General features: G+C 71.8%; 20 protein-coding genes. 12 read left to right on the top strand and 8 right to left on the bottom strand.

The features are described from left to right. Positions 1-31: 31 nt before the first annotated feature. Complete coding sequence (locus G569_RS55335) at positions 32-1411, bottom strand: MFS transporter (RefSeq protein WP_037502437.1); 1380 nt, start codon at positions 1409-1411, stop codon at positions 32-34. 57 nt (positions 1412-1468) lie between these two features. Here G569_RS55335 and G569_RS63395 point away from each other — a divergent pair, with 57 nt between their 5' ends. Both G569_RS63395 and G569_RS0138890 read left to right on the top strand, forming a co-directional pair. Beyond that, positions 1469-1975 (top strand): PadR family transcriptional regulator, encoded by a 507-nt coding sequence (locus tag G569_RS63395; protein ID WP_053227667.1) that lies wholly within the window; start codon positions 1469-1471, stop codon positions 1973-1975. Positions 1976-2009: 34 nt separating this feature from the next. Beyond that, on the top strand, positions 2010-2696 hold the full coding sequence (locus G569_RS0138890; protein WP_028067405.1) for a 2OG-Fe(II) oxygenase: 687 nt from the start codon (positions 2010-2012) through the stop codon (positions 2694-2696). A 172-nt stretch (positions 2697-2868) separates the two neighbouring features. On the opposite strand, the gene G569_RS0138885 is transcribed toward G569_RS0138890, so the two are convergent. Beyond that, positions 2869-3324 carry a hypothetical protein gene (locus tag G569_RS0138885; RefSeq protein WP_157592613.1) on the bottom strand — a complete coding sequence of 152 codons (456 nt, stop codon included), beginning with the start codon at positions 3322-3324 and terminating at the stop codon, positions 2869-2871. 103 nt (positions 3325-3427) lie between these two features. Between G569_RS0138885 and G569_RS0138880 the strand changes: the two genes are divergently transcribed. Next, on the top strand, positions 3428-4909 hold the full coding sequence (locus G569_RS0138880; protein ID WP_028067403.1) for an APC family permease: 1482 nt from the start codon (positions 3428-3430) through the stop codon (positions 4907-4909). Here the strand turns inward: G569_RS0138880 and G569_RS55325 are convergent. Both G569_RS55325 and G569_RS0138870 read right to left on the bottom strand, forming a co-directional pair. After that, a complete protein-coding gene (locus G569_RS55325; RefSeq protein ID WP_053227666.1) occupies positions 4890-5333 on the bottom strand; it encodes a VOC family protein in 444 nt (147 codons plus the stop codon). The genes G569_RS0138880 and G569_RS55325 overlap by 20 nt on opposite strands. A 239-nt stretch (positions 5334-5572) precedes the next feature. Then, entirely contained in the window at positions 5573-5812 is a 240-nt protein-coding gene (locus G569_RS0138870) for a hypothetical protein (RefSeq protein WP_028067402.1), read from the bottom strand. A 136-nt stretch (positions 5813-5948) separates the two neighbouring features. On the opposite strand from G569_RS0138870, the gene G569_RS63390 reads away from it, so the two are divergent. After that, complete coding sequence (locus G569_RS63390; protein WP_157592612.1) at positions 5949-6113, top strand: hypothetical protein; 165 nt, start codon at positions 5949-5951, stop codon at positions 6111-6113. Here the strand turns inward: G569_RS63390 and G569_RS0138860 are convergent. Next, positions 6106-7329, bottom strand: coding sequence for an alpha-hydroxy acid oxidase (locus G569_RS0138860; protein ID WP_053227665.1), 1224 nt, complete (start codon positions 7327-7329; stop codon positions 6106-6108). The genes G569_RS63390 and G569_RS0138860 overlap by 8 nt on opposite strands. Positions 7330-7427: 98 nt before the next feature. On the opposite strand from G569_RS0138860, the gene G569_RS0138855 reads away from it, so the two are divergent. Then, complete coding sequence (locus tag G569_RS0138855; protein ID WP_169542347.1) at positions 7428-9008, top strand: S1 family peptidase; 1581 nt, start codon at positions 7428-7430, stop codon at positions 9006-9008. Between the two features lie 703 nt (positions 9009-9711). Here the strand turns inward: G569_RS0138855 and G569_RS0138850 are convergent. After that, positions 9712-9954: a hypothetical protein gene (locus G569_RS0138850; RefSeq protein ID WP_157592611.1), complete on the bottom strand. Its 243-nt coding sequence runs from the start codon at positions 9952-9954 to the stop codon at positions 9712-9714. A gap of 99 nt (positions 9955-10053) precedes the next feature. On the opposite strand from G569_RS0138850, the gene G569_RS55320 reads away from it, so the two are divergent. Genes G569_RS55320 through G569_RS0138810 form a run of 7 tightly spaced genes read left to right on the top strand, consistent with a single transcriptional unit; the run spans position 10054 to position 19046 of the window. Beyond that, positions 10054-10275 (top strand): hypothetical protein, encoded by a 222-nt coding sequence (locus G569_RS55320; protein ID WP_037502434.1) that lies wholly within the window; start codon positions 10054-10056, stop codon positions 10273-10275. Further along, positions 10275-12305, top strand: a complete 2031-nt coding sequence (locus G569_RS0138835; protein ID WP_028067398.1) for a hydantoinase/oxoprolinase family protein — start codon at positions 10275-10277, stop codon at positions 12303-12305. Before G569_RS55320 ends, G569_RS0138835 begins: the two co-directional genes overlap by 1 nt. Then, complete coding sequence (locus tag G569_RS0138830; protein WP_053227664.1) at positions 12302-14266, top strand: hydantoinase B/oxoprolinase family protein; 1965 nt, start codon at positions 12302-12304, stop codon at positions 14264-14266. Before G569_RS0138835 ends, G569_RS0138830 begins: the two co-directional genes overlap by 4 nt. After that, the gene (locus tag G569_RS0138825) at positions 14263-14871 is read left to right on the top strand and encodes a TetR/AcrR family transcriptional regulator (RefSeq protein ID WP_028067396.1); all 609 of its coding nucleotides are present in this window, start codon (positions 14263-14265) and stop codon (positions 14869-14871) included. Before G569_RS0138830 ends, G569_RS0138825 begins: the two co-directional genes overlap by 4 nt. Beyond that, positions 14868-16709, top strand: a complete 1842-nt coding sequence (locus G569_RS0138820; RefSeq protein WP_028067395.1) for a flavin-containing monooxygenase — start codon at positions 14868-14870, stop codon at positions 16707-16709. Before G569_RS0138825 ends, G569_RS0138820 begins: the two co-directional genes overlap by 4 nt. Beyond that, the gene (locus G569_RS0138815; RefSeq protein ID WP_028067394.1) at positions 16706-17449 is read left to right on the top strand and encodes an SDR family NAD(P)-dependent oxidoreductase; all 744 of its coding nucleotides are present in this window, start codon (positions 16706-16708) and stop codon (positions 17447-17449) included. The genes G569_RS0138820 and G569_RS0138815 overlap by 4 nt, the downstream gene beginning before the upstream one ends. Before the next feature lie 4 nt (positions 17450-17453). Further along, positions 17454-19046 (top strand): AMP-binding protein, encoded by a 1593-nt coding sequence (locus tag G569_RS0138810; protein ID WP_053227663.1) that lies wholly within the window; start codon positions 17454-17456, stop codon positions 19044-19046. Here the strand turns inward: G569_RS0138810 and G569_RS0138805 are convergent. Both G569_RS0138805 and G569_RS64990 read right to left on the bottom strand, forming a co-directional pair. Continuing rightward, positions 19033-20730, bottom strand: coding sequence for a hypothetical protein (locus tag G569_RS0138805; RefSeq protein ID WP_028067392.1), 1698 nt, complete (start codon positions 20728-20730; stop codon positions 19033-19035). The two genes, G569_RS0138810 and G569_RS0138805, sit on opposite strands and share 14 nt — an antisense overlap. Positions 20731-20794: 64 nt before the next feature. Next, a partial coding sequence (locus G569_RS64990; protein ID WP_053227662.1) for a CGNR zinc finger domain-containing protein occupies positions 20795-21544 on the bottom strand: 750 nt, incomplete at its 5' end.

Here is a 21544-nt window from a genome sequence, read left to right as displayed (position 1 = left end):
TCAGACAATCCTATGGCGCGACGCGGCGAAGTCACGCCGGTACGGCCATTGCGGGGAGTCGGCCGGCGCCGCGCGGGAGCGACGCGAGCGCCAGCGCGGCGATCAGCGAGCCGACCAGGCCGATGGCCAGGACGCCGGTGCCGGTCGAGACCGCGGGCGTGTGCGAATGCAGGCTCGAGCGGTACACCGTCTCCGCTCCGGCCAGCGCGATCGCGCCGCCGACCTGCCGCAGCAACAGCAGCGCGCCCATGCCGCCGGCGATCTGCTGCGGCCGCAGCGTGCGCGTCAGCGCGATCTGCAGGCCCGAGAGCGCCGGCCCGATCCCGAGCCCCATCAGCGCCATGAACAGCAGCGACTGCCAGTCGGGGGTGTTCGCGTCGAACGTCGCGAAGCCGAGCGCGCCGAGCGCCGCCAGGCCCGCGCCCGCCAGCACCGTGCCGCGGAACTCCAACCGCTTGGAGATCAGCATGCCCGCGACGTTGACCGAGATCAGGATGCCGATCAGCAACGGGTAGATCAGAAGGCCGGAGTGGGTGGCGCTGACGTCGCGCACCTGCTGGAAGTAGCGCGGCAGCAGCAGAGCGCCGGCGTACAGCCCGAACGTCGAGGTCGCGCCGGCGATCATGATCGCGGCGACCTTGCGGTCCGCGAACAGCTTCAGCGGGATCACGGGCGCGACCGCGCGACGCTCGACCGCGATGAAGCCGAAGATCACCACGAGACCGCCCGCGATCAGCCAGACATGACGCTCGTTGAGGCCGACGAGCAGCAGGCCCACACCAGCGGTCAGCAGCGCGATGCCCGTCAGGTCGAGCGGAGTGCCGCGCCGCTCCGAGCGCCCGACCGAGGCGGGGAGGACGATCGCGACCACCGCGAGCGCCGCAGCGCCGATCGGGAGGTTGACGGTGAAGACCGAGCGCCAGCCGATGTGGTCGGTGAGGAAGCCACCCGCGAGCGGCCCGGCGATGAAGGCGATGCCCATCAAGCCGGCGAGCGCGCCCTGCAGCGCGGCGTTGCGGCGGCCGGCGTACAGGTCGGCGACGAGGATGAACGACAGGCCCTCCAGCGCGCCCGCGCCGAAGCCCTGCAGCGCGCGGTAGCCGATCAACTGCTCCATGTTCTGCGCGGTCGCCGCGAGCCCGGACCCGAGCAGGAAGAGCGCCATGCCGATGAGCAGCAGGTTGCGGCGGCCGTGGCGGTCCGAGAGCCGCGCGTAGATCGGGAGCATGACCGTGGCGGGCACGAGGTAGGCGGTCGCGACCCACACGTAGAGGTCGTTCCCGCCGAGCGTCTCGACGATCTTCGGCAGCGCGGTACCGACGATCGACTGGTCGAGCATCGCCAGGAGCAGGCCGGACATGACCGCGGCGAGCAGCCAGCGGCGACGGGTTGGGGAGAGATCAGCGGTCATATGTCGGAATGTACATGTCGAATTCGACATGTCAAGTTCGTCATTACACTTCGAGGTATGTCCCTCCGCCACGCCGTCCTCGGGATGCTGAGCGTCACCTCGTGCACCGGCTACGAGCTCACGCAGTGGTTCGACAGCTCGCTCCAGCACGCGTGGCACGCCAGCCACAGCCAGATCTATCCCGAGCTCGGCAAGCTCGAGACCGAAGGCCTGGCGGAGGTGGTCCAGGAGGGCGCGAGGCGCTCGAAGACCTACGCCGTGACCGACGCCGGCAAGGACGAGCTGCGCCGCTGGCTGCTCGAGACCGAGCCCAACCGCGCCCAGCGCAACGAGACCGCGCTGCGCTGGTTCCTGGTCTTCCGGCTGGACCCCGAGGACCGCCGCGTCGTGCTCGAGAAGGAGCTCGCGTTCGTCGAGGCCGCGGCGGCTGAACGGGAGCGCCTCGCCGCGGCGCTGGACGCCGAGGGCAAGACCGGCGGCTTCCGCCCGGTGCTCGATCTCGCCGCCCGGGTCGACCCCGCGATGATCTCCTGGCTGCGCGACCAGATCGAGGCCACGAAGTAGCTCACGGATCGCCGGCCCGTCGCGTTGCACGGGTATGAACGCACGCGTCGAGGCCCTTGACTGGGATGACCTGACCTCGCAGCTCGACGAGCGCGGCTTCGCCGTGACCGCCCCGCTGCTGACCGACGCCGAGAGCGCCGAGCTCGCCGGCCTGTTCGACGGCGGGCACTTCCGCTCGACGATCGACATGGCCCGCCATCGCTTCGGCGACGGCCGGTACCGCTACTTCTCGCACCCGCTCCCGGAGACGATCGCCGGCCTGCGGGTCGCGTTCTACGAGCGGCTGGCGCCGATCGCCAACGCATGGGCGGAGCGGATCGGCGGCGACACGTTCCCGCTGCGGCACGCGGAGCTGATCGAGCGCTGCCGCGAGGCCGGCCAGGAACGCCCGACGCCGCTGATCCTGCGCTACGGCGCGGGCGATTGGAACGCGCTGCACCAGGACCTCTACGGCGACGTCTACTTCCCGTTCCAGATCCTCACCGTGCTGACCGACGAGCACGAGGGCGGCGAGTTCGTCCTGCTCGAGAACCGCCCGCGCGCCCAGAGCCGCGCCCACGTGCTGCGCCCGCCCAAGGGCGCATTCGTGATCTTCCCCACCCGCGAGCGACCGGAGCTCGGCAAGCGCGGCTACTACAAGGTCGGCCTACGTCACGGCGTGAGCACGGTGACGGCGGGGAGCCGGACCGCGCTCGGCGTGATCTTCCACGACGCTCGTTAGGAGTTCGTCGGACATGGTCGGTCCGACCGGTGTGGTGCAGCCGCCAGTGACGCCGTGCCCGCCCACCCCGAGCGCGCTCGCGATGCGGCCCTCTGGGCCGTGAGCAGCGCGGGTGGCGCGAGACGCCGCGGATGTGCCGCAGCGGGCGCACCGGAATGCTCCGACGGGCTCCCTAGCTGACGCCGATCTTCTTCGCGGCGCTCGAGACCTTCTCCAGCGCCTTGTCGATCGTCTTCAACGCGGCCCGCGCCGAGGCGGCGCCGCCACGGCCGTTGGTCTTGATGGCCTGAGTCAACGCGGTCCGGAACTTGTCGAGGCCGTGGTTGTACATGGCCAGGCCCTCGAGCAACTCGGTGCGGCCGGCCTTGACCTGATCGGTGTCGGCCTGCTCGGCGCGGACGGCCTTGCGGAACGTCTCCACCGAGTTCTGCTGCCGGATCGTGGCCGTCCGTGCCTTCTTGGCCTTCTCGCGGCTGTTGATGTTCTTGACCGCCGCCCTGAACTTCTTGTCCTGCTTGATCTGCCGGGCCGCCTGGTCCTTGACGACCTGGCGCAGCGAGTCATCGCTCGCGCGGGCCGTGACGGGTCCCGCGACGAGCGCGGTGGAGACGATCAGACCGATGAGCATGAAGCGCCGCACTGCGAACCTCCCGTTCGATGTACAGGAAGGCGGACTACCCACCTGATCGGTGTCCCATTCGGGGTCCGACGGGGGTTGTAGCGTTCCGCACATGACGACCACCAGCGTGCAGACGGACGACGCCGCGCAACTCGCGGAGCTCGGTTACGAGAGTCATTTCGAGCGCCGGATGGGGCTGTGGGAGAACTTCGCCCTCGGCTTCACGTACCTGTCGCCGGTGGTCGGCGTGTACTCGACGTTCGCGCTCGCGTTCGTAGCCGGTGGGCCGCCGATGATCTGGAGCGTCGTGATCGCGGGGCTCGGTCAGCTGCTGGTCGCGCTCGTGTTCGCCGAGATCGTCGCGCAGTTCCCCGTCGCGGGCGGCATCTATCCATGGGCGCGGCGGCTGATCGGCCGCCGCTGGGCGTGGATCACGGGCTGGATCTACGGATGGGCATTGATCGCCACCGTCGCCAGCGTCTCGACCGGCGCGGTGCCGTTCATCGGCTCGCTGTTCGACTTCACACCGAGCCGGACGACGACCGTGCTCATCGCCGCCGCGCTGATGCTGATCGCGCTGTTCGTGAACCTGAGCGGCACGAGGACGCTCGGGCGGGTGGCGATGGCCGGCTTCGTCGCCGAGCTGATCGGCGCGCTGTTCGTCGGCCTCTGGCTGCTGCTCTTCGAGCGCCACCACGACTTCGGCGTGCTCTTTGACGGGCTCGGCACGGGCGACGACGGCGGCTACCTGGGCGCGTTCCTCGCCGCCGCGCTGCTCGGCCTGTACCTGTTCTATGGCTTCGAGGCCTGCGGCGACGTCGCCGAGGAGGTCCCGGACCCGGGCAAGACGATCCCGGTCGCGATGCGCCGCACGATCTACATCGGCGGTGCCGCCAGCCTGCTCATCACGTGCGCGCTGATCCTCGCCCAGCCGGACTTCAACGCGATCCTCAGCGGCGAGCTGGCCGACCCGGTGGGTGCGGTGTTGACCGATGTCTTCGGCACCGTCGGCTCGAAGATCATCACGGTGATCGTCCTGATCAGCTTCGTGTCCTGCGTGCTCTCCCTGCAGGCTGCGGCCTCGCGGCTGATCTACTCCTACGCCCGCGACAAGATGGTGTTCGCATCCGACGCGCTGTCGCGGTTCTCGCCCGCCCGCCACGTCCCGCCGGTCGCGCTGACCGTCGCCGCCGTCGTGCCCGCCGCGATCGTCGCGATCGCCGAGATCATCTCCGACAGCGCGCTGCTGAAGGTCATCTCGTTCGCCGCCGCCGGCATCTACATCGCCTTCCAGCTGGTCGTCCTGGCGGCGCTGATCGCCCGCTCGCGCGGCTGGGTCCCGAAGGGCAAGTTCACGCTCGGCAGGTGGGGCTGGCCGGTGAACATCGCGGCGTTCGTCTACGGCGTCGGCGGCGCGCTCAACCTCGCCTGGCCGCGCGGCGGGGACGACGTGGCGTGGACCGACAAGTGGATCGTCGTGATCGGCTGCGCGATCGTCGTCGGCTCGGGTCTGCTCTACATGTTCGCCGGGCGCCCTTACGCACGGGGGACCTCGCCGGCGGGGGACGCGGTACCTAGCGCTGCGGGGCGGTGAGCCGCGGCTCCTCGCCCGTCACGGGGACGCCGAACTCCATCAGCTCGATCATGTTGCGGTCCGGGTCGGTGACGAACGTGCGGCGGACGCCGTCGCCGCGGGCGATGATCTCGCCGCCCGGCTCCACGCCCGCTGCGCGGGCGCGCGCGACGGCCGCGTCCAGGTCGTCGACCACGAGCGCCAGGTGGTTGCCGTAGCCGATCGCGATCTCGGCTCCGTCGAGGCCCGGGTTCATGTGCAGCGCCCGGCCGGGCTCGGTCTCGCCGATCAGGTGGATCTGGTGGTGCTCGCCGACGTTCAGCCACGCCCCCGGCGTGTCGAACGTCGGTGGGCGCGGGATGCGCTCCAGGCCGAGCGCGTCGACATAGAACCGGGCGGCGCGCTCGACGTCCGATACCAGCAGACCTCCGTGATCCAGGCGCATTCCCGCCAGTCTGCCGGATGCCGTGGTCAGTTCACAAACGAAACCCGGTGAAAATCAGGGCCGCCGGGTAAGTCCCGCGCCGTGCCCGACCCGACACCTGAACCCAAGTCCTCGCGCCCCGCCCCGCAACTGGACGAGGTGCGCCGCATGCTCGACCGCTACCGGCGCTCCCCCGAGCGCCCGCGCGGTGCCCGCCGCCGCACGGATGCGCCGCCCGCCCTGCGTCCGCGTCGCCGCGACTAGACCTCGCCCGCGCTCGCGACCTCGTCGCCGCGGATCGTGCTCGCCTTCAGCGTCGCCGGGATCTTGCCGGGCGAGTCCACGTGGGCGGCCTTCGGCTTCGGGCGCGGGTGGGTGTCGGCGTGGGCGGACGCGGCGAACGGAGCGCTCGCGGCGATCGTGACCGCGGCCACGGCGGCCGGGAAGAGCCGGCGGAAGCGCCGGTTGGGAAGACGCTGGCGAAGGTGATCGTTGGTCATGTCGCCACCTTCGCCGCGGGCGCTTGGAGCGGCCTGCGAAGACCCTTGGAGGTTCCTGAGTCGCACCCCCCGCACGGGGGGACATCACCGTTGTTAACGCGGATCCGCCGCCGCGACGTTCAAGGTTTGTCGGGTGATGACTCCCGAATCAGCTCAGCCGGCCACGTCTCACAACGACGCGCCGCCCTTCCCGCACCACGCCGCTTCACCCCAGGTTCCGCTGGAGTTCGCGGAGCAACAGTACGAGGACCGCCCCGACGGGGTGCCCAACTGGCAGCCCGAGGACGGCGACTTCACCTGACTTTGACGGCCTCGGGTCCGAGGTCTGAGATCCGCGGGTAGCCCGCGAGCGCGAGCGCCGTGGCCAGTTCGCCGCGCAGGAGCTCGAACGCTCGCCGGGCGCCTGCCTCACCCGCCGCGCCCAGGCCGTAGACGAGCGGCCGGCCGATCAGGACTGCGCGCGCGCCCAGCGCCAGCGCGGTGATGATGTCCGTGCCGCGGCGGATGCCGCTGTCGAGGTAGAGCTCGGCGCGGCCGGCGACGGCGTCCGCGATCGGCGGCAGCGCCTCGATCGTCGAGGAGACGTGGTCGAGTTGCCGGCCGCCGTGATTGGAGACGATGATGCCCTCGACGCCGTGCTCGACCGCCTTGACGGCGTCGTCCGGGCGCATGACGCCCTTGAGCAGCAACGGGCCGTCCCAGTGCTCGCGGAACGTGGCGAGGTCGTCCCAGGTCACGGTCGGGTCGAACTGGCTGTTCACCCACGCCGCATGGCTGACCGCGCCGCCGCCGTAGCCGACGCTGCCGGTCGTCAGCCGTGGGCGGACCATGAAGTTGGCCGACCACCGTGGGCGGGTGAGGCCTTGTGCCGCGGCTTTCAAGGTCAGCCGCGGCGGCACCGAGAAGCGGTTGCGGACGTCGCGCTCACGCACGCCGGCGACCGCGACGTCGACGGTCAGCACGAGCGCCTCGTACCCGTTGGCCGAGGCGCGCGCGAGCAGGTCGCGGGCGATCCCGCGGTCCCTCATCACGTAGAGCTGGAACCACTTCGGCCCGGGCGCCGCCGCGCTGACCTCCTCGATCGAGAGCGAGGAGAGCGCCGACTGCGTGTAGATCGTCCCGGCGGCGTGGGCGGCGCGCGCGACCGCGCCTTCGCCGTCGTGGTGATTGAGGCCGGTCATCCCGGTGGGCGCGCCGATGATCGGCAGCGCGATCTCGCGGCCGAGCGCCGTCGTGGCCATGTCGATGTCCGAGACGTCGACGAGCATGCGCGGCTGCAGCTCGAAGCGCTCGAAACCGGTGCGATTGCGGCGGTACGTGACCTCACCCCAAGCGGCGCCGTCGACGTACTCGAACACGGGTTGGGGCACGGTTCGTTTCGCCATCGCCCGCAGGTCGTCGATCGTGTGGCAGCGTGCCGCGCGGCCCTCGTCCGAAAACCGCCGCCGGAGCGCCTCGGGGGCGGTTTTGAGGTCCGCCGCGAGCTGGCGGAGCACGAGGTCGGTGAACGCGTTCACGGCCTCGGGCGTACCCGGAATGTTGACCTGCCACCCCGCGCCGGGTTACGGTAGTCCCGATGGGCGGGCTTCGTAGGTGGGGAAGTGCTCAGCAATGGGTGTGTCTGGTTGGACTCGTCGTGCTGCTCGGCGCGGTGCCGCAGGCGCACGCCCAGGGCAAGCCGAAGCAGATCGTCGGCGGGAACATTGTCACGTCGCCCGAGGAGGCGCCGTGGTCGGTGTCCGTGTCCGCGGTCAACGGCGAGGGCGCGACGCTCTGCAGCGGGACGATCATCGCCGCCGACCGCATCCTGACCGCCGCGCACTGCGTTCTCGATCGTGGCAAGCAGCGCCCGCCCGGAGCGCTCTCGGTCGTCGCGGGCATCGTCGACGGGCACCTGTGGGGCGACTGGTCGCGAATCCAGACCCGCAGGGCGTCCGCGATCTCCGTGCACCCCAGCTACGACCCCGCCCTGCGCGGCTACGACGTCGCCGTGCTGACCGTCGCGACGCCGTTCGACGTCAGCGGCGCCGCCGTGCGCCCGATCGGGCTCGCTTCCGCTCCCGCGAGCCCGGGGCGGGTGTACGGCTGGGGCCAGACGAGCGAGACCGCCCGCGACGACCGGCTGCACTCGCTCGACCAGGGCCTCGTCCGCGCCTACCGGTGCGTCAGCGGCGTCCCGGCGATGCTGTGCGGGCAGACGCTCTCCGGCGCGACCTGTTTCGGCGACAGCGGTGGCGGGCTCGTGGCCGGGGGCAAGCTGGTCGGCGTCGAGTCGATCATCGTCGACGACGACGAGGCCGACTGCGACCCCGGCGAGCGCACCGGCTACATCGACGTCACCGCCCCCGCGATCGCCTCCTGGTTGGCCGGTGACCCCAACCCGCCGATCGGCCCGCGTGCCTCGACGCGGGCGGCGCTCGCGCCCGGCGATCCCCTCACGTGCCAGTCGCCCGCCTGGACCGGCAGTCCGCAGGTGTCGTTCGACTTCATCGCCGCCGACACCGGCGCGCTGCTGCAGTCCGGCCCGGCCACGTACAAGCCCGCGCCCGCCGACCTCGGGCACCCGATCACCTGCGTGGTCGTCGCCCGCAACGCCGGCGGGAGCGCCGAAGCGCTCGCGTCCGCCCCAGTGACGATGTACGACCCCGGACTCGGCCTGCAGGTCGCGCCGAGCGGCGTGCTCGCGCTGTCGCGGGCGAACGAGGCGGCCCCGCTCACCCGCCTCGTCGTCTACAACCGCGCCGGCGCGGTCGTCAACACCTACGGCCTCGACCTCTCCAAGCCCGTCACCGTCCCCAAGCTCCCCGCGGGCCGCTACCAGGTCTGCATCCAGTCCGACCCGACGACCACCTTCGTCGCCGGCTCCGCGTGCCAGGCGTGGGTGGTCGCCGGCAAGTCCGCGAGCCTCGTCGACACCCGCTCCGTCAAGCGCTGGCACGGCCTCTGGCGCGTCGCCCTGCGCACCTCGCCGGGCCTGATCGGCAAGCGCGTGACCCTGCGCTGGCGGATCGCCAAGTGCCGCACCTGCAAGGCCCGCCACGTGTCCGTGCACCGCAAGCTCGCCGCCCTGACGCGGCTGAACTCCCCGCGCGTCCCCCGCGCCCGAGTCGTCCGCCTCACCGTGATCGCCCCGAAACTGACCTCCGACGGCGTCCCGTACGCCGCGAGCCACCGCTCCCTGAAGATCCACGGCTGACCGCGCCGACGCGGCCGCCGGCACGCCACCCCGCGCCCCGCGCCCCGCAGCCGCGGACCACGCCTCGCAGCCGCGCGCCGCACCGCCGCTCGCCACGCCGCGCGTCGCGCCCCGCCGGCGCGCGCCACGCCGCCGCTCGCCACACCGCGCGCCTCGCCTCGCCGCGGCGCACCACGCCGCGCACCACGCCCCGCCGGCGCGCGCCTCGCCGCCGCGGACCACACTGCGCGCCTCGCCTCGCCTCGCCGCGGCGCACCACGCCGCGCGGCGCGCCCCGCCGGCGCGCGCCTCGCCGCCGCGGACCACACTGCGCGCCTCGCCTCGCCGCGGCGCACCACGCCGCGCCACCGTCGCCGCGCGCCGCGAGGGCCTTGCGGCCGCGCCGCCGCGCGCCGCGACGGCCTTGCGGGCCGCGCCGCTCCCCCAAGCCGCCGTTGTCGCCCCGCGCCTCGCCGCCGCGCACACACGCCGCGCCACCCAGCGCCGCGCGCTGCGACGCCCCCGTGCGGTGGCCCTGCTCGCGAACGCCCGCCGTCGTCGCGCCGCGTCGCGCGCGATCGGCTCGCCGGCGCCGCCTGGGTGCGCTATTGGCTGATCGTGCTTCGTAGTGGCCTCTGTGAAGGCATATCGATCACGTTCGTTCTGTTCGAGTTGGCGCATTGCTGGGGGTGGGTGACGAGAGGGTCCAATGTGGACCTTCTCGTCACCCACCCCCGGCCGAGATCGCGCCGCGCCGCGGGGTGCCGCCCGCGCCGCTCCGCCCGCGCCACGCCGCCCGCGTCGCCCGCGCCGCGCCGCCCGCGTCGCCCGCGTCGCCCGCGCCGCCCGCGCCGCGCCGCCTCACGCCGCGCTGCCCGCGCCGCCCGCGCCGCGCCGCCCGCGCCGCGCCGCCCGCTCCGCCCGCCTCACGCCGCGCCGCCCGCGCGGCGCCGCGCCCGCCCACCACACACGTCGCGGCCTCGCCTCGCTCTCACGTGGGATTTGACGGATCGGGGACCCGGCGCTAGAACATACCGACCGGTCGGAATGAAGGAGGAGCGAGCTGATGCAGGTGTATCCGCGGCCGACGGAAAAGCACGTGGACGTTCCCAGGGAGGACGTCGAGGGCGAGTGCCCCGAGTGCGGGGAGGCCGCGCTCCAGGCGTATCCGGTGCTCTCCGAAGGGGGTTGGTGGAACGTGACCAAGTGCCAGCGTTGCCTGTGCTCGGTCAAGCGTGAGCCCGGCCCGCTGCTCGGCGGGATCCAGCTGCTGATCGACGCCGTCTGATGCTGGGCGTCGACGTCGGCGGCACGTTCACGGACGTGGTCGCGGTCCGCGACGGGCGGATCATCACCACCAAGGTCCCGACGCTGCGGACCGAGACCGAGCGGTCGGTGCTCACCGGCGCGGAGCGAGTGGGCGTGCAGGACGCGACCGTGTTCAACCACGCCAGCACGGTGGGGCTGAACGCGATCATCACGCGCAAGCTTCCGAAGATCGCTTTTCTGACCACCGAGGGTCATCGCGACATCCTCGACGTGGGCCGCACGTGGCGGCCGCTGGAGGCGTTGACCGACCCCGGGTGGCGGCGCTCGTTCGGGGACGCGGCTCGTCCGCTCGTCCCGCGCTACCTCCGGCGGGGCGTCAAGGAGCGCCTGCTGGCGACCGGCGACACGCTGATCGAGCTCGACGAAGCCCACGCCCGCGAGCAGCTGACCGTCCTCAAACGCTGCAACGTGGAGGGCGTCGCGATCTGCCTGATCAACGCCTACGTCAACGCGCAGCACGAGGAGCGGCTGCGCCAGCTCACCCACGAGGTGCTGGGCGAGGACGTGGCGGTCTCCATCAGCGCCGAGGTGTCACCACTCGCGAAGGAGTATCCGCGCGCGTCGACGACCGTCGTCGACGTGTTCATGAAGCTGATCTACACGAAGTACTCGGACCGGCTCGCCGCCGGCCTGACCGACCTCGGCTTCCCCGGCCAGCTGAACTTCGCCGACTGCGCGGCGCAGCTCGTCGCCCGCGACCACGCGATGGCGGCGCCGTTCCGCGTCGTCTTCTCCGGCCCCGCGGCGGGAACGGTCTCCGCGGCCCACTTCGGGGAGCGGATCCAGCAACCGAACCTGCTCTGCGCCGACGTCGGGGGCACGAGCTGTGACATCAGCATCGTCACCGACGGCCAGCCGACCGTGAACACGACGTTCGAGCTCGAGCACGACCTCGTCGTGAACGCGCTCTCCACCGAGATCTCCTCCCTGGGCGCCGGCGGCGGCTCGATCGTCTCGATCAATCGGGCGGGCGAGATCCAGGTCGGCCCCGGCAGCGCAGGGGCCGACCCCGGCCCGGCCGCGTACGGCAAAGGCGGCACGGAGCCGACGATGTCAGACGCCTTCCTGCTCATCGGAATCCTCGACCCCGGCCGCTTCGCGGGAGGAAGCCTGACCCTCGACAAGGACCTCGCCCGCGAGGCGTTCGAGACGCTCGACTCGAGCCTCGACCTCGGCGAGCGCGTCGCCTACGCCTACCGGATGGGCCTGAACAACATCGCCGAGGGCATCGTCGACATCTCGATCGGCCACGGCGTCGACCCGCGCGACTACAGCCTGCTCGCCTTCGGCGCGGCCGGCCCGATGATGCTGCCCGCGCTGCTGGACGAGACCCGCGTGCGGAGCGTCATCGTCCCGCCGCACCCGGGCCTGTTCTCGGCGCTCGGCCTGCTCTCGAGCGATCTCGTCTACGCCGACAGCCGCAGCTCGTACCAGGTGCTGAGCGACGACACGGCGCAAGCCGTCGACGACCTCTTCACCCAGATGGAGGAGGGGCTGCGCGATGAGCTCGGCGACGGCGTGCAGGGCGTCGAGTTCGAGCGCTCGATGGATGCCCGCCTGGTCGGCCAGACCTGGGAGACGCCGTTCATCGACGTGCCCGGCGGTCGCATCGACGCCGACGCGATCGAGACGATGATCGAGAGCTTCCACGTCGCCTACCAGCAGCGCACGGGCAACCGGTTCGACGCGCTGCCCGTCCAGGGCGTGACCTACCGCGTGCAGGCCAAGGTGCCGATCGACAAGGTCGCCTACCCGCCGATCGACCGCCGCAACGGCGGCGCGCCCGACGCCGGCCGCGAGATCACCCTGAAGTACATCTACGGCGAGGAGGTGACGGCGCGCGAGTACGACCGCGCCAAGCTCCAGTCCGGCGATGTCATCGAGGGCCCGGCGATCATCCGCGAGGAGCTCTCCACCACCCAGGTCTGCCCGGGCCAGCGCGCTACCGTCGGCCGCTACGGCGAGATCGTGATCGAGAGGAACTCATGACGGCCACCGAGCTCCTGTACGAGCAGCCGAACAAGCTGATCCGCGAGCTGAGCGACGCCGAGTTCGAGGAGCGCTACCAGTGCGAGCGCTTCACGGCCTCCGTGCTCGGCAGCCGCTACCGCTACATCGTCCAGCACATGTGCACGGGCCTGCTGAACAACGCGTTCAGCGTGATCCTGCGCGACTGGTACGACTTCGCCGCGACGATCTCCGGCCCGCCCGAGCACGAGTACTCGATGCCGGCGTTGTCGAACTCGCTCGTCCTGTTCATCGGCACGATGACCGACGCGGTGCGCTCCGCCGTGGTCGAGTACGGCCCGGAGAACCTGCACGAGGGCGACATCCTGATGGTCAACGACCCGTACCGGATCGGTACCCACGTCAACGACGTGTGCTTCATCCGGCCGGTGTTCCAGGACGGGACGATCGTCAGCTTCGTCAACCTCCAGGCGCACATGCTCGACATGGGCGGCGTCGTCCCCGGCGGCTTCGCCGGCACCAAGAAGGACGTCTTCGAGAACGGCCTGGTGATCGCGCCGCAGCTGCTCTACAGCCGCGACAAGCCCGTCAAGTCCGCGTGGTCGCTGATCTTCGACAACGCCCGCTTCGGCGGCCTGCTGCTGCCTGACATCAAGACGATCTGCGAGAACCTGCGCTTCGGTGAGCGCCAGCTGTCCGAGACCATCGACCGCTACGGCCTCGACGCCGTGCACGGCAGCATGCGCTACGCGTGCGACGTGTCCGCCGAGACGATGCGCGAGGCGATCACCGAGCTGCTGCCGGACGGGGTCTACGAGGCCGAGGACATGTTCGACGCCGATGGCATCGACGACTCCGAGGGCGGCTATACGATCAAGGTCAAGATCACCAAGCGCGGGCACCGCGTGGAGGTAGACCTCTCCGGCTCCTCGCGCCAGGCCCCGACGACGATCAACGCCGGCTGGCTGGACACCAAGACCGCGGTCGGCGTCGCGTTCAAGATGCTGTTCGACCCGCGCTCGCCGTTCACCAGCGCGGCGTACCGTGACATCGACATCGTGCTGCCGGAGGCCAGCGTCGCCAACGCCTACCCGCCGGACGGCCCGATCTTCCTCTACTGGGAGAGCTCGCAGACGCTGCTGAACGCGATCCTGCGCGCGCTCGACAAGCCGATGGGCGAGCGCGCGGTCGGCGGCGACTTCGGCTCCCTGAGCATCCACAACGCCCACGGCGCGCTCGACGACGGGACGCCGTGGCTGTCCGTCGCACAGGTCGGCGGCGAGCACGGCCCGTGGGGCGCGACCCGCGAGGGCGACGCCGACAGCTACCAGGTCTTCTACCTGGCCAACAACCTCGACCCGGCGACCGAGGCGATCGAGGCCGACATGCCGGCGGTCGTGCTGCGAAAGGAGTACGCGCCGGACACGAGCGGCGCGGGCTACAACCGCGGCGGCGCGGCGGTGCTGAAGGACACGATGTTCCTGCGCGAGTCGCACCACTTCTCGATGCCATTGCATCTGAAGAAGCCGAGCGGCACAGGCGTCAACGGCGGCGAGTACGGGCCGACGGGCGGGACGTGGGTGATCGAGCCGGAGGCGTTCGACGTCTCGCAGCGGCACGAGCTCCCGCTCACCGGCAAGGACTCCCCCGACGGCATCACGCCGGTCGCCGGAACGCTGGACCCGGAGACGAAGCTGCCCGACCCGGACGGCGAGTACTTCTACTTCGCCCGCGTGCCGATGTGGGACACCCGGCCGAACACGATCTTCCGCTACCTGACCAACGGCGGCGGCGGGTGGGGCGACCCGCTCGAACGCGAGCCGGAGCGCGTCAAGATCGACGTGCGCGATGGCTACGTGACGATCGAGGGCGCCTTGCGCGACTATGGCGTCGTGATCGTCGGCGACCCCGAGCACGACCCGGAGGGCCTGACGATCGACGTCGAGGCGACCGAGCGGGCGCGGGCCCAGCGGGCGAAGTGACGAAGGCGGAGCCCCGACGCAGGACGCGCGACCCGGAGGCCACCCGGCAGGCCCTGCTCGACGCGGCGACCGAGCTGTTCGGCACGGCGGGGTTCGATGCCACGTCCGTCCAGTCGATCGTCGATCGCGCGCAGGTGACCAAGGGTGGCTTCTACCACCACTTCGCGTCCAAGCAGGCGCTGCTGCACGAGATCCACGACCGCTTCATCGACTACCACCTCGAGCGCATGCGCGAGCTGCTGGCCGAGCCGGACGTGCCCGCCGACGAGCTGGTTCGCCGGCTCGTGCGCGACATCCTCGTCGTCGGCGCCGCCCGCTGGCGCAACGACATCGAGATCTTCTACCAGGAGCGCCGCCAGTTGGAGGGCGAGCGCTACGCGGCGGTGCTGCGCAAGCGGCACGAGTTCGAGGGCTACGTGATCGAGGTCGTCCAGCGCGGCATCGCCGAGGGCGTGCTGGCCGACCGCGGCGATCCGAAGGTCGTCGCGTTCGGCATCGTCGGCATGACCATGTGGACGTACCACTGGTTCGACCCCACGCGCGGCGGCGAGCGCGAGGTGGGGGAGCTCTACGCCGAGATGATCCTGGACGGACTGCGGCGATGAGCGCCTTCGACGAGGCGAACATCCCCGCGCTGATCCCGACGCTCGTCATGTACACGGGCGACGAGAAGTGGCTGCACCCGCCGTACGCCCCGGCGCGCCAGAAGGGGCTCGACGACAACCACGACGGCGGGCTGCCGCCGGCGATCCAGGCCGAGATCCGGGCGGCGGCGGAAGTGGCGATCGGCGCCGGCGAGCCGCGCCTCCCGCGCCCGTCGCACCCGGAGCTGGTGCGGATGCTCAGCGTCGCGATGGGTGAGGAGGTCCCGCCCGAGTACGGGCCGATGATCGCCGACGAGCTCGGGCTGGGCGCTCCGCCGCGCGCACCGGAGCGGGTGCCTGAAGGCTTCCGGGCGATCATCGTGGGCGCGGGCGTCTCGGGCATCGCCGCGTCGATCAAGCTCGCCGAGGCCGGCATCCCGCACGCCGTCATCGAGCGCAACCCGACCGTCGGCGGCACCTGGCTCGAGAACGACTACCCGGGCGCCGGCGTCGACACGCCGAGCGCGCTGTACTCGTTCTCGTTCGCTCCGCGTGATTGGACGATGTACTTCGCGCTGCGCGACGAGCTGCACCAGTACCTCGAGGACCTCGCGGACCAGTTCGGGGTGCGCGAGCGGATCCGCTTCGACACGGAGGTGACCCGGGCGGACTACGACGAGGACGCGCAGGAGTGGGTGCTGACCACCTCCGCCGGGGAGGAGCGCGCGAACGTCGTCATCACCGCGGTGGGCGGCTTCAACAAGCCGAAGTGGCCCGCGCTCGATCTGCGCGCCTTCGCGGGCGACGTGGTCCACACCGCGCGCTGGCCCGACGACCTCTCACTCGCGGGCAAGCGGGTGGGGGTGATCGGCAACGGCGCGTCGGCGATGCAGTTGGTGCCCGCGGTCTGCGAGGAGGCGGCGCACGTCACCGTCTTCCAGCGCTCGCCGCAGTGGGCGGCGCCATTCGACCAGTTCCACGAGACCGTTCCCGAGGGCGAGCGCTGGTTGATGCGCAACGTCGACCTGTACCGCCGCTGGTATCGACTGCGCTCGGGCTGGACCTTCAACGACAAGGTCCACCCGGCGCTGCAGAAGGACCCGGCGTGGGAGCATCCCGAGCGCTCGGTCAACCGGGTCAACGACGGGCACCGGGAGTTCTTCACGCGCTACATCGAGTCGCAGCTCGGCGACCGGCCGGACCTGATGGCGAAGGTGCTGCCGCACTACCCGCCGTTCGGCAAGCGGATCCTGCTCGACAACGGGTGGTACGCGGCCCTGCGGCGTGACGACGTGACGCTGATCACCGACCCGATCACGTCGGTGACCACGCATGCCGTCGATGGCGTCGAGCTCGACGTGCTCGTGTGCGCAACCGGCTTCGACGTCGTGCGCTTCCTGGCGCCGATGGACATCCGCGGGCGGGGTGGCATCGCGCTGCACGACGTGTGGGACGACGAGGACGCGCGCGCCTACCTGGGCACGACCGTGCCGGGGTTCCCGAACCTGCTGATGGTCTACGGGCCGAATACGCAGGCGGGGCACGGCGGGTCGCTGATCGGCAGCGCGGAAGCGCAGCTGCACTACATCCTCGACCTGCTCGAGCGGATGCTGGCGGCCCGCGCAGGCGCGATCGAGGTTCGCCAGGATGTCTACGACGCCTACAACGAGCGCGTCGACGCCGCGCACGAGCGGATGGTGTGGACGCACCCGGCGATGGAGACGTACTACCGCAACTCGCGCGGGCGCGTCGTCGTGACGACGCCGTTCCGCGTCGTCGACTACTGGCACATGACCCGCGCGGCGAACCTCGATGACTACGTCGTCGAGGCCGCGCGGCGGAAGGAGGTCGCCCGATGAGCCGACAGCTTGAAGGGCGGGCGGGGATCATCACCGGGGCGGCGGGTGGCATCGGGCGCTCGCTCGCGGGCGCGTTCGTGGACGAGGGCGCGCGGGTCGCGGTGCTGGACGTCGACGCCGAGGGCGCCGAGCGCGCGGCGGACGAGCTCGGCGGACCCGGGTTCGGGGTCGACATCACCGACGCCGACGCCGTCGAGGAGGCGGTGGCGTCGATCCACGACGAGTTCGGGCAACTCGACTTCCTCGTCAACAACGCCGGCATCCGCCACCAGGCGGCGTTCCTCGACCACGGCCTCGCGGAGTGGCGGCGGACGCTCGACGTCAACCTCACCGGCGCGTTCATCTGCTCGCAGGCGGTGATCAGGCGGATGGCGCCCGGCGGGCGGGTGGTCAACATCGCGTCGATCGCGGGCGTCCTCGGGCTCAAGAACCGAATCGCCTACAGCACCACCAAGGCGGGTGTGATTGGTATGACCAAAGCGATGGCGTTCGAGCTGGGAGAGAAGGGGATCTGCGTCAACGCGATCGGCCCGGGCGTCATCGAGACCTCGCTGACCGCGACCTACTTCGAGGACGAGACGTTCGCGGCGCTGATCCGCGACAACGTGCCGCTGGGGCGCTGGGGACAGACGTCGGACCTGCACGGCGCGGCGGTGTTCCTCTGCGGCCCGGGCGCGGAGTACGTTTCCGGGCAGGTGCTGTGCGTCGACGGCGGGTGGGTCTCGGGCAAGGGGTACTGACGCGATGATCGTGCGAGGAGAGGCCGGCGACCGCTACCCGTGGCGGCCGATCACCCTGGCGCAGCAGTTGGCGCTGACGGCGGACGCGCATCCGGATCGCGACGCGCTCGTGTTCGGCGACCGCCGGTTGTCCTGGGCGGAGACCCAGCGTGAGGTGACCCGGGTGGCGTGCGCGCTACGCGCCGCGGGCGTCGGGCGCGGCGACCACGTCGCGGTCTGGGTCCCCAACCACATCGAGTGGATCCTGCTCTGGCTGGCGGCGAACTCGATCGGCGCGGTCGTCGTCGCGGTCAACACCCGCTACAAGACCGAGGAGGTCGCCTACATCCTCAGGCAGTCCGACGCGAAGCTGCTCGTGATGGTCGGGGAGTTCGTCGGGATCGACTATCTCGCCATGCTCGAGCGATTGCGTGAGGAGGACCTGCCGGAGCTGCGCGACGTGGTCGTGATCGGCACGCCCGAGTGGGACGCGTTCCTCGACGCGACGGAGACCGAGATCGACGTCGACGCGATCGCCTACGACGACCCGAGCTTCATCGTCTACACGAGCGGCACCACGGGCTACCCGAAGGGCGCCGTGCACTCCAGCCGCGTGCTCCGCAACGAGTGCTCGATCTCCGAGGCGATGGACATCGACGCGTCGTCGCGGGTGATGAACCACATGCCGTTCTTCCACATCGCCGGCGCCTGCACCGGGGTGCTGCCGCCACTGATCACCGGCGGCGCGATGATCCTGATGGAGCGCTGGGACGTCGCCGAGGCGTTCCGCCTGATCGAGCGCGAGCGCGTGACGGTGCTCAGCGGCATCCCGACCCACTTCATCGACCTCCTGAACCACGACGCGATCGACACCGCCGATGTCAGTTCGCTCAAGACCGGCTGGATCGGCGGGGCCAACAACCCGCCGGAGGTCATCCAGGCGATCGTCGACCGCCTCGGGATGAAGGGCATCCTCCCGGTCTATGGCATGACCGAGACGACCTCGATCACCACGATCCCGAAGCTCGACGATCCACCCGAGGTCATCACCTCAGGCCGCGGCTTCCCGGTGAGCGACTTCGAGCTCAAGGTCGTCGACACCGCGACGGGTGACGAGCTCGGCGCGGGGGAGGAGGGCGAGGTGTGCGTGCGCGGGCACCTTGTCATGCAGGGCTACTACGAGAACCCCGAGGCGACCGCCGCGGTGATCGACGCCGACGGCTGGTTCCACACCGGCGACCTCGGCGACTTCGACGAGCACGGCTACCTCGCCATCACCGGCCGCAAGTCCGACATGTTCATCGTCGGCGGCTCCAACGCCTACCCGGCGGAGATCGAGCGCGCGCTGAGCGAGCACCCGGCGATCAAGCAGGCCTACGTCGTCGGCGTGCCGGATCCCAGGCTCGGCGAGGTCGGCTTCGCGTTCGTCGAGCTGCGCCGCGGCGCCGACCTCGACCGCGACGGGGTCACGGCGTTCTGCAAGGGCCGGTTGGCCGACTTCAAGGTCCCGCGCCACATCGAGTTCGTCACCGACTGGCCGCTCACCGCCACCGGCAAGATCCAGCGCTTCCTCCTGCGTGAGCTTGCGTCCGGCCACGGGGTGACTACCGCACCGTGATGGTGAGCCGCCCCGTTCGCGGCGCGGTCACGGAGAGCGTTCCGCGCGTCAGCTTCGAGGTGTCGCCGGAGGCGTAGCCGGCCGCGGTCGCGATGGTGACGGCACCCGGCGACACCGTCGTCCGCGCGCGCTCGCTCCTCACGCCGTCCGCGGTGCCGCTGAGCGCGCCGCCGAAGACGGAGTACTCGATCCGATCGCCGCCCCGCACCGGGAAGCTGAGCCGCACGCCGCCGGGGACGGCGCTGAAGCGGAACGTTCCCCGGCGAAGAAGGCGACCGCCCGCGTCACGCCAGCCGCCCGTGACGATGACCGCCCGATGCCGGTCCACCCGCAGTGCCGTGCCATCGGGATAGCCGACCTGCCCGGACCGCGTGCGCAGCACCGGGCCGCCGCTGTCCATGCCGCTCGCCGTCAGCGGTCGGACGGCGACGAGCGCTCGCCAGCCGTCCGCGCCCCGCCGCTCCGCCGCCAGGAGGCCGAAGTCCGAGCGGAGGTCGCCGTCGTGCGCGCGTGCCCAGTGCTCGCGTACGGCGAACCAGACGTCGCCGCGGCGCACCGTCGCGAACGCGTCCTCGCCGACGTCGAACACCGCCGCCACCGGTCGCCCGCGCCCGTTCGCCCGACCAACCGGCGCCAGGTCGAGCCAGGTCAGGGCGACCGCGGTCAGCCCGGCGTAGGTGGCGAGGTTCGCGTAGTCGTCGAGCGCCGGCGGCCGCGACGCAGGGTCCTCGCGAAGCGCCGGGACGATCCAGACGCCGTACGGCCCGCCGCGGTGGACGCGGTCGAAGCGTCCGACCATCGCGTCCGCCACGCTCCGGAACTGCGCGGCTTCGGCGCGATCGCGGTCCAGGCTCGCGGCGACACGCAGTCCGTAGGCGCCGAGCACGACCGCCCACGACTGCTCCTGCGAGCGGCCCCAATAGGCCGCGTCCCCGTCGGGCGCGACGATCGCCACCGAGCCGCGCGCCGCCGCGATGAGCTGACGCTCGATCGCCCGGTCGTGCCGCGGCGCGTTCTGGACGATGTGGGCGAGATAGCCGAGCACCAGATGCTGGTAGGCGGGCGGAGCGTACGGCGGGTCGACGAGGATCGTCATCCGCCGGCCCGAAGGGCCCACGCTGTAGCCGGCGGCTCGCGCTGTCAGATGGACGTCCAGCAGGTGGGCCGCGGTCGCGCACACAGCGGCCGTATCCGGCCGCAACGCGAGCCGGCACAGTGTCGTAAGCGCCTCAGCGAGCACGAGGTCCTTGTTGCTGTGGTAGTCGACGAGTTCCTGGGTGGGAACGGGAAAGGCGATCAGCCAGCGCGCGACCGCGTCGCGGACCGGCGACCTCGTGGGCAGCAGCTCGAAGGCGCGGGCGGTCGCACCGAGCGCGAAGAACGACGGCTTCGGCCCCGACGGGTGCTCGCTCACCCAGCGCAGCATCCGCTCGCCGAACGCCAGCGCGGCCGGGTCGCCATCCCGCCGCCACGTCCTCAGCGCCGCCTCGCCCAGCATCGCCTGCGAGTACGGGTATGCGTTGCCCTTGAGCAGCGGATCGACCACGTTCCCGCCATCGCCCTGCGGCAGCGCGGCGAACGCGCTGACGATCGACGCCGCGTCGTCCGCGGGCGCCGCGGCCGCCGCCGGCGCCGCGACGAACGCCACGGCCAGTACGGCGATGGCGCAGAGGACGCGGAACATCCCTCCATGTGAGCAACGCGACGCGATGCCCGCCTCCGCTGCAACCACGCAAAGTGGTCAGTAGTCAGCCACGGGCGCGGCGCGCTCGTGACGCCCGCAGGTTCATGACGTTGCCGCACGTCTTCGCGTCGTGCCACACGCGGCTCCCGTTGCGCGTGCGGTCGTAGAACGCCGCGCCGCACGCCGGGTTCGCGCAGCTGCGGAACCGCTCCAGCACACCCGTGTGCTGCGCGAGGAGGAGCTCGACGTGCACGAGCGCCGCCACCGCCCGCCACCCGGCCCCGGTCGCCCGGTAGGTGACCACGCCGTCACGGAGCTCGAGCTCGACGATCTGCGAGGGAACCTCGGCCGCGTCGCCGCCGAGGAGGACCGCGCGCACGGCCTCGCGGAGTGCCCGAAGGCGGGGGAGGTCGGCCGCGGCGAGCGTGACGACGGGCGCCGCCCCGCCGGCGGGCGCCGCGCGCGGGCCGCGGGGCGTCGCCGCGTCGCCGCGCGCCGCTGCGCCGCCGGGCGCCGCTGCGCCGCCGGGCGCCGCCGCGCCGCCGGGCGCCGCCGCGCCGCCGGGCGCCGCCGCGCCGCCGGGCGCCGCCGCGCCGCCGGGCGCCGCTGCGCCGCCGGGCGCCGCTGCGCCGCCGGGCGCCGCCGCGCCGCAGGGCGCCGCGCGCGCCCACGCCGCCAGCGCGGCGTCCAGCCACCGCTGCGCCTCTTCGACCGTCGCGAGGAGGTCGGGCACGCCCATCGCCGGGTCGATCAGCGACGTGTTGACGAGGTCCTGGGCGAGGACGAGGCCGCCGGGGGCGTGGTCGAGGCCGAA

It is taken from the genome of Solirubrobacter soli DSM 22325 (assembly GCF_000423665.1).
GTDB classification, from domain to species: Bacteria; Actinomycetota; Thermoleophilia; order Solirubrobacterales; family Solirubrobacteraceae; genus Solirubrobacter; species Solirubrobacter soli.
This window is presented reverse-complemented; position numbering and strand designations above follow the sequence as displayed.

What these genes read in the sequence shown, in the direction of transcription:
- G569_RS55320 (WP_037502434.1), top strand. Translation starts at nt 10,054, where the DNA reads ATGCAGGTGTATCCGCGGCCGACGGAAAAGCACGTGGACGTTCCCAGG.
- G569_RS0138880 (WP_028067403.1), top strand. Translation starts at nt 3,428, where the DNA reads ATGACGACCACCAGCGTGCAGACGGACGACGCCGCGCAACTCGCGGAG.
- G569_RS63390 (WP_157592612.1), top strand. Translation starts at nt 5,949, where the DNA reads ATGACTCCCGAATCAGCTCAGCCGGCCACGTCTCACAACGACGCGCCG.
- G569_RS0138830 (WP_053227664.1), top strand. Translation starts at nt 12,302, where the DNA reads ATGACGGCCACCGAGCTCCTGTACGAGCAGCCGAACAAGCTGATCCGC.
- G569_RS0138815 (WP_028067394.1), top strand. Translation starts at nt 16,706, where the DNA reads ATGAGCCGACAGCTTGAAGGGCGGGCGGGGATCATCACCGGGGCGGCG.
- G569_RS55325 (WP_053227666.1), bottom strand. Translation starts at nt 5,333, where the DNA reads ATGCGCCTGGATCACGGAGGTCTGCTGGTATCGGACGTCGAGCGCGCC.
- G569_RS0138885 (WP_157592613.1), bottom strand. Translation starts at nt 3,324, where the DNA reads ATGCTCATCGGTCTGATCGTCTCCACCGCGCTCGTCGCGGGACCCGTC.
- G569_RS55335 (WP_037502437.1), bottom strand. Translation starts at nt 1,411, where the DNA reads ATGACCGCTGATCTCTCCCCAACCCGTCGCCGCTGGCTGCTCGCCGCG.
- G569_RS0138810 (WP_053227663.1), top strand. Translation starts at nt 17,454, where the DNA reads ATGATCGTGCGAGGAGAGGCCGGCGACCGCTACCCGTGGCGGCCGATC.
- G569_RS0138890 (WP_028067405.1), top strand. Translation starts at nt 2,010, where the DNA reads ATGAACGCACGCGTCGAGGCCCTTGACTGGGATGACCTGACCTCGCAG.
- G569_RS0138805 (WP_028067392.1), bottom strand. Translation starts at nt 20,730, where the DNA reads ATGTTCCGCGTCCTCTGCGCCATCGCCGTACTGGCCGTGGCGTTCGTC.
- G569_RS0138835 (WP_028067398.1), top strand. Translation starts at nt 10,275, where the DNA reads ATGCTGGGCGTCGACGTCGGCGGCACGTTCACGGACGTGGTCGCGGTC.
- G569_RS0138870 (WP_028067402.1), bottom strand. Translation starts at nt 5,812, where the DNA reads ATGACCAACGATCACCTTCGCCAGCGTCTTCCCAACCGGCGCTTCCGC.
- G569_RS0138820 (WP_028067395.1), top strand. Translation starts at nt 14,868, where the DNA reads ATGAGCGCCTTCGACGAGGCGAACATCCCCGCGCTGATCCCGACGCTC.
- G569_RS63395 (WP_053227667.1), top strand. Translation starts at nt 1,469, where the DNA reads ATGTCCCTCCGCCACGCCGTCCTCGGGATGCTGAGCGTCACCTCGTGC.